Below are 12959 nucleotides of genomic sequence, written 5' to 3' on the forward strand. Positions count from 1 at the left end.
ACTCGCCGGCCGGCAGCGCCTCGCGCAGCGGGCCATCGAGATACTCGAGCACGGCTGCCATGATGGCGCCCTTGTTCTTGATTGACTGCTCGATGTTCAGACGCTCGATCTCGCGGCTGTACTCGGCCAGCCGTGGCAGCGGGATGACCACGTCCTCGTTGATCTTGAAGGCGTTGGTGTGGCGCGAGATGGCGGCGGTGCGGGCGCGATCGAGCCAGAAGCGCTTGCGCGCCTCGGGGCTGATGGCGATGAAGCCCTCGCCATCGCGCGCCTTGGCCAGCTCGACCACCGCATCGGCGACGGCGGCGACGGCGGTCTCGTCATCTGAGACCAGGTCGGCGACCAGCACCATCTTCGGCAGCTCGCGGCGCGCGGCCTTGGTCGAGTAGCGCACCGCGCGCACATAGCGCTCGTCGAGATGCTCGAGGCCGGCGATCTGCACATCGGCGCGCGCGTCGACGAAGTCCTTGATCTCGACGATCGCCGGCACGGCGCGATTCAGATCGGTGCCGAAGAACTCCAGGCAGACCGTGCGCACATGCTCCGGCATCCGGTGCAGGATGAAGCGCGCCGAGGTGATGAGCCCGTCGCAGCCCTCCTTCTGCACGCCGGGCAGGCCGCCGAGGGCCTTGTCGGTGACATCCTTGCCGAGCCCCGGCTTGCGCATCTGCGCGGTCGGGATCTCGAGCAGCTCGGGCTCGCCGACCTGCATGGTGCCGTCTCGGGTAAAACGGGTGATGCGGAAGCGCGCGACCTCGATGTCCTGCAATTTGCCGAGGTTGTGATCGAGGCGCTCGACCTCGAGCCAATCGGCATCGGGCGTGACCATGCGCCAGGAGGCGAGGTTGTCGATCGCGGTGCCCCAGAGCACCGCCTTCTTGCCGCCGGCGTTCATCGCCACGTTGCCGCCGATGCAGGAGGCGTCCTGCGAGGTCGGGTCGACGGCGAAGGCCAGGCCATTGGCGTCGGCCAGATCGGCGACGCGGCGGGTGACCACGCCGGCGCCGCAGCGCACCGTCGGCACCGGCTCGGCGACGCCGGGCAGGCGGATGCGCTCGACGCCGGAGAGCGCTTCGAGCTTCTCGGTGTTGATCACCGCCGAGCGCGGCGACAGCGGCACCGCCGAGCCGGTGTAGCCGGTGCCACCACCGCGCGGGATCAGCGACAGCCCGCAGTCGATGCAGGCGGCGACGATCGGCGCGACCTCGTCCTCGGTGTCCGGCAGGATGACGACGAACGGCATCTCGACGCGCCAGTCGGTGGCATCGGTCGCGTGCGAGACCCGCGCCAGCCCGCCGAAGTCGATGTTGTCCTTGCGGGTGATGCCGCCGAGGCGCTTGCGCAGGCGCTGGCGCAGCGCGCGATCGGCATCGAGCTGGGCGTCGAAGCGGGCGATGGCGGCGCGCGCGGTCTCGAGCAGCGCGGCGGCCTCGCGGTTGTCGTTCAGGCGCAGCTCGAACTGCTCGAGCCGATGCCGCAAGGATTCGAGCAGCAGCCGGCGGCGTTTGGGATCGTCGAGCAGGTCGTCTTGCAGATAGGGATTGCGGCTGACCACCCACATGTCGCCGAGCACCTCGAACAGCATCCGCGCCGAGCGCCCGGTGCGGCGCGAGCCGCGCAGCTGCTCGATGCGCTGCCAGCTCTCCGCGCCGAGGAAGCGGATGACGATCTCGCGGTCCGAGAACGAGGTGTAGTTGTAGGGGATCTCGCGGATGCGGCTGGTTTCCGGACGAGCGTGCGGCGCGTCGCTGCCAGTGGGATTGGCGCCGGGATTGGCGCCGGCGTTGGTTGCGGACACGGGCGATGGCGGTGTCTGGGACGGTGTCTGATGTGGTGTCTGGGCGGGATCGAGCATAAGGATCGAATGAAGGCGGCCAAAGACGGCATTGTACAGTGCTCGATCCCCGCGCATCCCGGGGTCAGGCCTCGATGATCCGTGACCCTGGTGCGATTGACGTCCAGCCCGCAGCCGGTCAAGCTTCGCCGCACCACCGGGTCAATGCTGCCAGATCACTGCCATGAAAGAGCTTCTGTGGGATAAGACGCTGAGTGTCGATGTGCCGGAGATCGACCAGGATCATCGCCGCCTGCTCGAGTTGTTCAATCGGCTCGGTCATGCCGCGGAGGAAGGCGAGCCGCAGGCCAGCATCGAAGCCATCATGGACGAGCTGATCAGTTGCACGGACTGGCATTTCCGGCACGAGGAACGGCTGATGGAAAGGTATGGCTATCCCGGCTTGCCGGCGCATCAAGCCGAGCACCAAGACTTGCTCGCCAGTGGCAAGGCGCTCCAGCAGCAACTGCGGCGATCCGGGGCGCCGCCGTCCGCGCGCGAGATCGCGTTCCTCGAGCATTGGCTGACTGGCCACATCTATGGCGCCGACATGGCGATGGGCGGCTATCTCGCCGAAACCATGCCGTCCTGAGGTCAAGCTCCCGGTTTGCTCTTCATCCAGGACCACGAACAATGCATTGACCGGTTGTTCCCGGAACCTCGGGCTGGCGCATGCTGCTGTAGAGGCCCTTCTTAGAACATGGATGCGATCACCAGGCTCGATATTCTCTGGGTGTTGTTGAGCAGCGTCTTGGTGCTGCTCATGCAGGGCGGCTTTCTGTGCCTGGAGTCCGGGCTGACGCGCAGCAAGAACGCGATCAATGTCGCGCTGAAGAACGCGTCGGATGTTCTCATCGCGACCTTGCTCTGGTACCTGGTCAGCTTCGGGCTGATGTTCGGCGACTCCGAGCGCGGCTGGATCGGCATCGATCGCTTCCTGCCCGAGTTCTCCGCCGGCGACCCTTGGGAGGCCAGCTTCTTCCTCTTTCAGCTGATGTTCTGCGCCACTGCGGCGACCATCGTCTCCGGCGCGGTCGCCGAGCGCATGCGTTTCAGCGGCTATCACCTGGTCACCCTGATCGCGGTTGCGCTGATCTACCCGGTCTTCGGCCACTGGGCCTGGGGCGGCGCCCTGGGCGGCGAGCCTGGCTGGTTGGCCGCGTTGGGATTCGTCGACTTCGCTGGCTCGACCGTGGTCCATGGCGTCGGTGGTTGGATCGCGCTCGCGGCATTGCTGGTGGTCGGCCCGCGCGCGGGCCGGTTCGACGGGGGCGAGGCGCGGCTCATCCCAGGGAGCAATCTGCCGCTGGCCATGCTCGGGATCCTGCTGTTTTTGGTCGGCTGGGTCGGCTTCAATGGCGGCAGCACCCTGGCGCTGGATGCGGCCGTGCCAGCCATCGTCGTCAAGACCTTGCTGTCGGCGTCGGCGGGTGGTGTCGTCGCCTATCTGCTGACGCGCTGGTTTGCGTTTCCCGGGCAGGACCGGGTGACGGCGCCGTTGAATGGCGTGCTCGCCGGGCTGGTCGCGATCACCGCCGGTTGTCACGTCGTCGCCACCTGGGCGGCGCTGGTGATTGGCGCCGTCGCCGGCCTGTTGATGGTCTTGGCCATCGAAGGACTTGCGCGCCTGCGCATCGACGATGCCATCGGCGCCATCCCGGTGCATCTGGTTGCCGGTCTCTGGGGCACCCTGGCCGTGGCCCTGTTCGGCGCGCCCGCGCTGATCGACAGCGGTCTCGCGCTGGGCGAACAACTGGCGGTGCAGGCCCTCGGCGTCGCCGTTGCCGGGGCCTGGTCGTTTCCCGTCGCCTATCTGTTGCTGCGCCTGATCGATCGCTTCTATCGACTCCGGGTCAGCGCGGACGATGAGGCGATCGGCCTCAACGTCTCCGAGCACGGCGCCAAGACCGAACTGGTCGATCTGATGACCGCGCTCAAACGTCAGGAGCGCTCGACCGATCTGTCCCTCCGGGTGCCGGTCGAGCCCTTCACCGAGGTCGGCCAGATCGCCGCCCAGCACAATCGGCTGATGGAGGCGTTCGAACAGGCGGTGACGCGCAGCCAGGCCATCGTGCACGATCTGCGCGATGGCATCGTAACCCTGACCGACAGCGGTCTCCTGACCAGTCTCAATCCTGGTGCCGAAAAGATCCTCGCGGTCTCGGGCGAGGCCGCGCTGGGCACCGCATTCGTCGACCTGCTCGATCCCGGTGGTGGCCAGGCGCGCGGCACGGACGGGCCGGAGGCGGTCTGGCCGGGCGATCCGGCAGCCTTGGCCAGCGCCGGCAAGGTCGAGATCGCGTTGCGGCGGCGCGAGGCCGATGGCCCGGTGTTCGTCGAACTGGCGGTGACGCCGGACTCGCAGTCGCCTGGCTGCTACACCTGCCTGATCCGTGATATCAGCGATCGCCGCCGGGTCGAGGCGCAGTTGTTCGAGGAGAAGGAGCTTGCCCAGACCACGCTCGAGGCGATCGCCGACGGGGTCATCACCACCGACCGCGGTGGGCGGGTGCTGTACATGAACGCGGTCGCCGCCGAGCTGACCGGCTGGCCGCTGGAGGCGGCGAGCGGCCAGCCCTTGTCGCGGGTGTTTCCGGTGGTCGATTCGCCGACCGAGATGCCGAGCGATTGGATCGCGCGCCGGGTGCTCGGCGACGGCGAGACCCTGGTCGAGTCGAAGTCGCGTTTGCTCTACTGCCGCGATGGCAATGTCCATGTGGTGCAGCACACGGCGGCGCCGATTCGCAGTGCCGAGGGGCAGGTGCGTGGGCTCGTGGTCGTCTTTCACGACAAGACCCAGGAGCGGGCGATGGAGCGTCAACTCACCTATCAGGCCAAGCATGACGCGCTGACGGGGCTGATCAATCGGCGCGAGTTCGAGCACCGCCTGAGCGAGTTGATCGACCAGCTCGAAGACGGTCCCGCCCAGCATCTGCTGTGTTATGTCGACCTCGATCAGTTCAAGCTGGTCAATGACGTCTGCGGCCATGCCGCTGGCGACGCCTTGCTGCGCCAAGTCGCCAATCTGTTGCAACGCCGGTTGCGCAGCGCCGACACCCTGGCGCGCTTGGGGGGCGACGAGTTCGGCGTGCTGCTGACCAACTGCCCGCTCGAGCGTGGCATCGAGATCGCCGAGGCCATGCGCGAGCGCGTGCATGCGTTGCGGTTTCCCTGGGAGGACAAGGTCTTTGCGATCGGCGCCAGCGTTGGCCTGGTGCCCTTGTCGCGCGGTCTGGGCAATCTCGCCGATGCCTTGAGCCGCGCCGATGAGGCCTGTTACGCGGCCAAGGATAGCGGGCGCAATCGCGTGCATGTCTATGATCCGGGCGACCGCGAACTCAGTCTGCGCAAGGGCCAGATGACCTGGGTATCGCGCATCCAGCGCGCGCTCGACGAGGATGGTTTCCAGCTCTTCTATCAAGGCATCGCGCCGGTGATGCAACCGGAGGATACCAACGGCCACATCGAGATCCTGCTGCGCTTGACCGGCGAGGATGACGAGGTGATGCCGCCGGGCGCCTTCATCCCCGCCGCCGAGCGTTACGGGCTGATGCCCGAGGTCGACTACTGGGTGGTCGAGCACTGCCTGCGCTGGCTCTCGGCCTATCAGGCGCAAGGCGGCACGGGGATTAAACGCTGCGCGATCAACCTCTCCGGGGCCACGCTCGGCAACGACAAGCATACGGCTCGCATCCGCGACTGCCTCAGGCGTCACCGTATCGATCCCCGGCTGATCTGTTTCGAGATCACCGAGACCTCGACCATGGCCAACCTCGATCAAGCCAAGCGCTTCATCGACGAGGTCAAGCAGCTCGGCTGCCGCTTCGCCCTCGACGACTTCGGCAGCGGCCTGTCGTCGTTCGGCTATCTGCATGATCTCGATGTGGATCTGGTCAAGATCGACGGTAGCTTCATTCGCGACCTCGACAGCAACGCGGTCCATCGCGCCATGGTCGAGGCGATCGTCGGCATCGCTGGCGTGATGGGGCTCGGCAGTATCGCCGAATTCGTCGAACATGCGCGGGTGGTCGACATCTTGCGCGAGATCGGCGTCGACTATGCCCAGGGCTACCATCTGGCCCGACCGCGGCCGCTTGTCGAGTATCCGCCGCCGGGGAGGCGAGGGTGACGGGCCCGGCTGACGGCCGCGCGAGGCTGATTAGTGATCGCATTGATCGACAGAATTCGTTAGTCTGAAGCGCATGGCGAAAAAGCGAAAGAAACCAGCAAGTCGAGCGACTGCCAAGGCGGCTGCGGCACAGACACCAGCGGCGCGTGAATCCGCGGCGCTGCAGGCTCTTGAGGCCGGGCGTTATCGCGATGCGATCGCTGAACTCAAGACCCTGCTGAAGGAGGACGCGGCCAGCGAGCGCTCTCAGGCGCGGCGGCTGGCGCTCGCCGATGCCTATGCCGGGCGCGCGCGTGAGTTGAGCGACAAGGGCATGCTCAAGGAGGCGCTGGTGCTCTGGGAGAACCGCGCCGCCCTCGCTCCCGAGATGGCGCCAGCCCTGGAGCACAGCCTGCTGTGCCTGCGTCTCGGCGATCACGAGCCGGCATTGCGGCAGTGGTCGCAGGGCGACGCGTTGTCGCGCGAGGTGCGTGAGCGCATCGGCGAGCAACTCGCGGCGGCGGTGCTGGCCGGCGCCGAGTCGCTGCTCGAACGGCTCGCTGCGGAGGATCTCGTGCGCCGCCATGCCGCCCCGGCGCGCGCCGCCCTCGACGCTTATTGCGCCGGCGATGCCGAGGCCCTCGAAGCGGCGCTCGGCCAACTCCCGTTCCGCTCGCCTTATCGCACCTGGGCGCTGTTATTGAAGGCGCTCGCGCGGGCCGAGCGGGAACCGGAAGCGGCCCGCGAGATGCTCAAGCGCATCGATGACGATTCCGCCTTCGCCCCGCTGCGGCGCGCCGCCGAGATGGCGTTGCTCGAGGATACGGATCTCCTCCACGCAATCATCCACGCCGGACCGCGCCAGGCCGAACTGGCCGCACGCTTGCGCGGTTGGTCCCCGCAACACCTCAAGCTCGCGCGAGACTTGGCCGCGATCGAGATGGATGCGTCCCCGACCAAGGCGCCGAGTCCACAGGCCTTGCAACGGGTGCTACAGCGCTACCGCGATCAGCTCGGCGCGGATTGGGTGCAGCAGGCCTGGCTGCGGTTGTTGCCACCGATCACCGAGCCCTGGAGTCGGCGTCCCAAGGGCTGGAACGCCTTGAGCGAGCCGGAACGCGCGTTGGTCGAGGCCTGGAACGCCGAGGCGCATCACAACGCCTATGGCTGGGATCTGTCCGAGGTCTGGGAAAGCTTCGCCATGGCGCTGGCCGACGAACCGGACACGGGCCCCGATCAGGAGCGGTCTCAGGAACGGTCGTTGGCGATCGCCTTGGCACTGCGGCGCTTCGACGCACGGCTCAGGGTGCTCGAGACCGAGCAGCCGGACACGGATCCGGATTCGCCCGAGACGATCGCCGCGCGGCAACTCGAACGCAGTCTCGAATGGGATCCAGACCACCGCGAGACCTATCTGCGCCTGATCCGTTGGTACCGGCGGGCGGATCGACTCAAGGATGCCCGGCGCATCCTGAGCGCGGCCCAGGCGCGCTGGCCGCGCGACATGGCGGTGCTGGAAGCGGCGATGCAAACCGCGCTGGCCAGCAATGCCTTCAAGAAGGCCGCCGGTCTGGCGCGGCAGATGCTGACGATCGACCCGATCAACCACAGCGTGCGCCAGCAGTTGGTCAATGCGCATCTTCGGCATGCCGCGAAACAGATCCGTCATCGCCGTGGGGATCTCGCGATCAAGGAGGTCGGCGAGGCGCGCGGCTGGGTCGGGCGGGGCGCCGGGCTCGAGAATCTACGCGCGCGCTTGGGCTGGATCGATGGCGTGCTGCAGATGCTCTACGTCGAGCGCGAGGCGGGGCGCGCCCGCCTGCTCGAGCAGCTCCAGCACCGGGGCGAGGGCATGCTCGGTCGCGTCGAGCTGATGCTGGCGATCGATCTGCTCGGGCTGCGCCAGGACCAGATCGCCAAGCTGCTCGACTGGCGCGCGGGCAAGGTGCGCGAGCCGGACGATCTGCGTGCGATCATCGCCCAGTTACGCGATTTTCGCGAGCAAACCGACCGCTTCACGGTCGGCTTGGTCGAGCAGCTGCAACTCCTGTTGAAGGGGGCGCCTTGGAAACGGCTCGAGCGGGCCGAGCTGGAGCTGGCCTGCGAGACCCTAAGCCGCATGCAGCTCGGGGATGCGCGTCAGGAGGCCGCGCGGGCGGCGCTGAAACGGTGGCCGCGCACCCCGGTGTTCGAGTATCACCTCTACGATGCCAAGTATGCCAAGGGCGGTCGCCCGAGCACCAAGGAGCTGGACCGGATGCAGGCGGCGTTGATGCAGGCGCAAGAGGCGGGCGACATGCGTGCCGCCAACCAGTTGCAGGGGTTGATCCAGGAGTTCTTGCCGTTCGGCGGCCTGCCGATACCCGGCCTGGATCCGGACTTCGACCTCGACGAGGATGATGAGGATGGACCCGCCATCGATCTATCGGCGGTCCTCGCGGGCATGCTCGGTCTCGATCGACTGCTCGACGCCCTCCGGCGCAAGCCGCTGAAGCGGGCGCTCGAAGAGGCCAACATGCCCCCTTTCCTGCGCGACCATTTCCTCGAGATGGCGCGCGAGGAGGGCGAGGACGTCGTCGTCGAGGTCCTCGAGGAGATCGCGCTGAAGGCGACCGGAGAGCGCAAGCGCAAATCCAAGCAACATCCGTTTAATTTCGACCTGTTCTGATGTCCGATCCCTTTCTCGTCCTTGGCGTCGATCCCGCTGCCGACGACGCCGCTGTCGAAGCGGCCTATCGGAGCGCCATCAAGCGCTATCCGCCGGATCGCGCCCCGGCCGCGTTTCAGGCCGTGCGCGAGGCCTATGAGCGCGTGCGCACCCAGCGCGATCGGGTCGCTTATCGGCTGTTCGAGACCGAGCCGCCACGGCCGGTCGACATTCTGCGGCGGGCCGAGGCGAAACGTCGCGCCGCCGCGTCCATGGCTGAACCGGACGCTGAGCCGGGCGCTGAGCCGGGCGCTGAGTCGGGCGCCGGCGCGGCTGTCGACCGAGCCGGTCGAGCAAACGCTGGAGAATCCGGCGGGCGACCCGACGCGGAGCTGATCAAGGCCCTCCTGCGAGGAGAGCGCTGAGCGTGGACAGCGCGACGAAGGATAGGCTCGCGGAGCGTTTTCGCGCCTATCTCGACCGTCCCCCAGTGACCGCGCGCGCCAGCGCGGGCCTCGACGACGATGCGCCGGACGCGGCTCCCGACGCGCCGCCCGAGGCGCCGGATCTGTTCAGCCTGCTCGCCGAGGTCGCGGCGCTGAAGAACGAGGTCAAGCTCGAATCGCGCCAGGTCAAGACCGCGCTCGACGAGTTCCGCGCGTTGTTCGAGACCCTGCAGTCGGCCACCACGCGGCTCGATCAGGAGCAGCAGCGTCGCCGCGAGCAGGAGCGCGGCGCGCGCCTGCGCGAGCGCAAGGAGTTCCTGCTTGAGCTGCTGGAGTTGCGCGACCGGCTCCAGGCCGGGCACGCCAGCGCGGCCGGCTATCGGCCCAAGGGACTGTTCGGTCGGCGCCGAGCGCGCGAGTTCGCGGCGGCGATGGCCGAGGGCCTGGCGATGAACCTGCGTCGGCTCGACGAGACCCTGGCGCGGCGCGGCGTGCGGCCGCTGCCGGCGCTCGGCAAGGCCTTCGATCCGCATCGGATGCATGCCGCCGAGCTGGACTTCGATCCCGCGCTGCCAATCGGCCAGGTCATCGCCGAGCGCCGCCCCGGTTTCCTGCTCGAGGGCGAGCTGCTGCGCACCGCCGAGGTGGTCGTCAATCGCCGCGAGAGCGCCGCGCCCGACCACGGCGTCGAGCCGGGCGAGGCGACCGAATCCAACGCCCCCGTTATCCAGACCCCGACCGAGTCTTCCTCATGAGCGACATCATCATCGGCATCGACCTTGGCACCACCAACTCGGAGGTCGCGGTGTTGCGCGACGGCCGGCCGCAGGTGCTCGAGGTCGATGGCTCCCGTATCCTGCCCTCGATCGTCGGTATCGCCGACGATGGCACCCTGCTGGTCGGCCAGGCCGCGCGCAATCAATACGCCCTCTATCCCGAGCGCACCATTCGCTCGGTGAAACGTCGCATGGGCGAGGATGTGCGGCTGTCGATGGGCGATCAGTCCTATACCCCGCAGGAGATCTCGGCGCTGATCCTGAAGCGGCTCAAGCGCGCTGCCGAGGAACAGCTAGGCGCGGCGGTCGGCAAGGCGGTGATCACGGTGCCGGCCTATTTCTCCGATGCCCAGCGTCAGGCCACGCGCAATGCCGGCGAACTCGCCGGGCTCGAGGTGGTGCGCATCATCAACGAGCCCACCGCCGCCGCCTTGGCCTACGAGGTCGATGCCCAGCAGGCGCGCACCATCCTGGTCTACGACCTCGGCGGTGGCACCTTCGACTGCTCGGTGGTGCGCGCCGGGAGCGAGATCACCGAGGTGCTGGCCAGTCATGGCAACAACCACCTCGGCGGCGACGACTTCGATGCCAAACTCATCGAGCATGTGGTCGACCATCTGAAGGAGCAGCACGACTGCGATCCCAGCCAGGAACCGGCCGCGATGGCGCGCATCATGCGCGCCTGCGAGGCGGCCAAGATCGCGCTCAGCGACGCCCCCTATGCACGCATCGACGAGGAATACCTGCTGCCGGAGCGCAATCCGCCGGTCAATCTGTCGCTGGAGATCAGCCGCATCGACTACGAGGCGATGATCGAGGGCTATCTCGACGAGACCCTGGAGGCCGTGCATACCGCGCTCAAGGGTGCCGAGTTGACCGTCACCGACATCGACGAGGTGGTGCTCGTCGGGGGCGCCACCCGCACCCCGGCGATCCAGCAGCGCCTCGAAGAGATGCTCGGCATGCAGCCACGCGCCGAGGTCGATCCCGACCTCTGCGTCGCCGCCGGCGCCGCGATCCAGGCCGGGGTCATGGCGGGTCAGTCCACCAGCGCGGTGCTGGTCGACGTGACGCCCTATACCTTCGGCACCAGCGCGCTCGGCGAGATGAACGGCATGCCCTATCCGTACTGCTTCGTGCCGGTGATCCGCAAGAACACGCCGATCCCGACCAGCAAGTCCGAGGCCTTCTACACCATGGTCGACGGCCAGGAAGCGGTCGACGTGCGCATCTATCAGGGCGAGGATCGCGATGCCCTCAACAACACCGAGATCGGCTCGTTCCGCATCGAGGGTCTCAGCGATGTCCCGGCCGGGAATGTGATCCTGATGCGCTGCGATCTCGATCTGGACGGCATCCTCAAGGTCACCGCGCTCGAGAAGCGCACCGGGCTGGAGAAGCACATCGAGATCGATAACGCCACCGCCCGCTTCGAGTCGCAGGAGCTTGACGCGGCCAAACAACGTCTCGCGACGCTCATCGACGGCGATGCCGAGCGCGTTGAGGACGTCGACGCCGACACCGAGCAGCATCGCGAGCAGGTGCGGGCCAAGGCCTTGCTCGATAAGGCGGAGCGCCTGCTCGAGAGCGCCAGCGCCGAGGACCAGGAGGATCTGATCGATCTGGTCGAAGCGGTGCGTGATGCCTTGGAGGCCGCGGACATGGAGGGCCTCAAGCGCGCCACCGACGCGCTCTCGGATCTGATCTATTACCTGGAGACTTGAGTCGACGACGAGCGTCTGGGTTTGTCTCGGAGCGATCTTTTAAGCCACCATGGAACGCTGTCCCAACTGTCGCGCCCGTTTGGATGAGGCCGAGACCTGCCGGCGCTGCGGCATGGAACTCGGCCTGCTGCTGGCGACCGAACGCGCCGCCGAGGTCTGGCTGCGGCGTGGCATCGGGCATCTGCTGCGCAATGACCTCGGGCTGGCGTGGCACGCATTGCGCCGCGCCTTGGCGCTGCAGCGCGATCCATTGACCGAGGCCTTGTTCAGCCTGCTGAACGAGCAGCTCTATCGCGCCCATTCAGTGCTGCCCAGCGCTGAATCGCCGAAAGCCGAGATCGGCTGCGACGCGGAGCTTCACGGCGGTTAGGCGATTGACGGGAATCGCCTCAGGGCGCGGGAAGCAGCTCCACTTGTAATTCCCACAGGCGATTGCCGTGTAACTGGGAGCCATAGGAGCGAGTGTTGCCCGGAGCGCTCCGTCGCTGATCCTCCGCGCCCAGGGTCACCCATTCGCCGGGCTGGACGCGGCGTACGGTCGTCATCCGTGCGGTCTCCTCACTCTGTCGTCCCCGGTAGGGCTCGTTGTGGATCGCGGTGATCTGCAGTTCCACCTGGTCTTCGCTGAGCACCGTGGGCCGCACCAGGTAGCCGCTGCTGATGTCGACCTCCTTGAGCAAGGCGGCAGGGTTCCAGCCGCCGCGCGCGGCAACCGGCAGACGGGTCATTTCACCGGAGGAGATCTGGGCAACCTGCTGGTCCTGGACCGTGAGGCTCCGGGTGGATTGCCGACCCGTGCTGTAGACCTGGTTGGAGCGCCCGGCGCGCGGGTCGCCGTTGGCGAAGTGGCGCAGCGAGAGCCGCACCTGCCGGGGCGGTTGGTCAATCTGCTGGAGCAGTGTCTCGATCTCGCCGAGCTGTTTCGGTTCGGCCCTGACCACTAGAGTCTGGCCGTTGACGGAGAGCCGGAGGTCATCCCCATACAGGCCGCGAAGCTGGTCGACGACCCTCTCGGCACGCTGGTGCGCGAGGGTGAACACGCGATTTTCAGGGGCGCCGGCGGCCATGCCGGTGCTCAGGCCCAACAGGAGCATGACAAGCAGATTGCGAGAGGTTGGCATGGCGTTCATCCGGTTCAGTTCAGTTTCATCCCGTCTGGCGCGGATCCTTATGCTGTTCATCGCTCCCACGCGCCAAAGGTTGCGCGGCGAATAACGGCAGCAAGCCGAGCAGAGCGGTTGCTAGCAAAGCGATCGCAGCGGTCTGCGGGGAGGCGTTGGGGCGCGGCGGTCGCGCGCGTCTTGTCCGACGTTCGCGGGCGCCTTGCCCGAGGTGACACGGCACATCGCCAGTGAGCGCGGCCAACGACCTGCTATGGTACGTCAAGACGATCGCTGAAGATGCACCGAGGTGAGAAACATGAG

General features: G+C 67.3%; 9 protein-coding genes. 7 read left to right on the top strand and 2 right to left on the bottom strand.

Features of this window, described 5'->3' with window-relative positions; all coding sequences use genetic code 11:
* Nucleotides 1-1714, bottom strand: a 1714-nt coding sequence (locus ACLFQI_RS06475; protein WP_410758089.1) for a DUF3683 domain-containing protein, incomplete at its 3' end; no start/stop codon positions are given.
* A gap of 304 nt (nt 1715-2018) precedes the next feature.
* On the opposite strand from ACLFQI_RS06475, the gene ACLFQI_RS06480 reads away from it, so the two are divergent.
* From ACLFQI_RS06480 to ACLFQI_RS06510, 7 genes are all read left to right on the top strand, one after another.
* Nucleotides 2019-2426, top strand: coding sequence for a bacteriohemerythrin (locus tag ACLFQI_RS06480; RefSeq protein ID WP_410758080.1), 408 nt, complete (start codon nt 2019-2021; stop codon nt 2424-2426).
* A gap of 108 nt (nt 2427-2534) precedes the next feature.
* A complete protein-coding gene (gene amt, locus ACLFQI_RS06485; RefSeq protein ID WP_410758081.1) occupies nt 2535-5963 on the top strand; it encodes an ammonium transporter in 3429 nt (1142 codons plus the stop codon).
* 73 nt (nt 5964-6036) lie between these two features.
* Nucleotides 6037-8610, top strand: a complete 2574-nt coding sequence (locus ACLFQI_RS06490) for a hypothetical protein (RefSeq protein WP_410758082.1) — start codon at nt 6037-6039, stop codon at nt 8608-8610.
* Nucleotides 8610-9014, top strand: a complete 405-nt coding sequence (locus tag ACLFQI_RS06495) for a DnaJ domain-containing protein (protein WP_410758084.1) — start codon at nt 8610-8612, stop codon at nt 9012-9014. Before ACLFQI_RS06490 ends, ACLFQI_RS06495 begins: the two co-directional genes overlap by 1 nt.
* A gap of 2 nt (nt 9015-9016) precedes the next feature.
* Nucleotides 9017-9790 carry a nucleotide exchange factor GrpE gene (locus ACLFQI_RS06500; protein ID WP_410758085.1) on the top strand — a complete coding sequence of 258 codons (774 nt, stop codon included), beginning with the start codon at nt 9017-9019 and terminating at the stop codon, nt 9788-9790.
* Nucleotides 9787-11535, top strand: a complete 1749-nt coding sequence (locus ACLFQI_RS06505; protein ID WP_410758086.1) for an Hsp70 family protein — start codon at nt 9787-9789, stop codon at nt 11533-11535. Before ACLFQI_RS06500 ends, ACLFQI_RS06505 begins: the two co-directional genes overlap by 4 nt.
* Before the next feature lie 49 nt (nt 11536-11584).
* The gene (locus ACLFQI_RS06510; RefSeq protein ID WP_410758087.1) at nt 11585-11905 is read left to right on the top strand and encodes a hypothetical protein; all 321 of its coding nucleotides are present in this window, start codon (nt 11585-11587) and stop codon (nt 11903-11905) included.
* A gap of 19 nt (nt 11906-11924) precedes the next feature.
* Here ACLFQI_RS06510 and ACLFQI_RS06515 read toward each other — a convergent pair whose 3' ends face one another.
* Complete coding sequence (locus ACLFQI_RS06515; protein WP_410758088.1) at nt 11925-12716, bottom strand: secretin N-terminal domain-containing protein; 792 nt, start codon at nt 12714-12716, stop codon at nt 11925-11927.
* Nucleotides 12717-12959: the final 243 nt, after the last annotated feature.

The sequence above is a fragment of the Halochromatium sp. genome (assembly GCF_046541315.1).
Taxonomy (GTDB): Bacteria; Pseudomonadota; Gammaproteobacteria; order Chromatiales; family Chromatiaceae; genus Lamprobacter.

Coding starts and splice junctions, on each gene's coding strand:
- ACLFQI_RS06505 (WP_410758086.1), top strand. CDS start 9,787: ATGAGCGACATCATCATCGGCATCGACCTTGGCACCACCAACTCGGAG.
- ACLFQI_RS06495 (WP_410758084.1), top strand. CDS start 8,610: ATGTCCGATCCCTTTCTCGTCCTTGGCGTCGATCCCGCTGCCGACGAC.
- ACLFQI_RS06480 (WP_410758080.1), top strand. CDS start 2,019: ATGAAAGAGCTTCTGTGGGATAAGACGCTGAGTGTCGATGTGCCGGAG.
- ACLFQI_RS06515 (WP_410758088.1), bottom strand. CDS start 12,716: ATGAACAGCATAAGGATCCGCGCCAGACGGGATGAAACTGAACTGAAC.
- ACLFQI_RS06510 (WP_410758087.1), top strand. CDS start 11,585: ATGGAACGCTGTCCCAACTGTCGCGCCCGTTTGGATGAGGCCGAGACC.
- ACLFQI_RS06490 (WP_410758082.1), top strand. CDS start 6,037: ATGGCGAAAAAGCGAAAGAAACCAGCAAGTCGAGCGACTGCCAAGGCG.
- amt (WP_410758081.1), top strand. CDS start 2,535: ATGGATGCGATCACCAGGCTCGATATTCTCTGGGTGTTGTTGAGCAGC.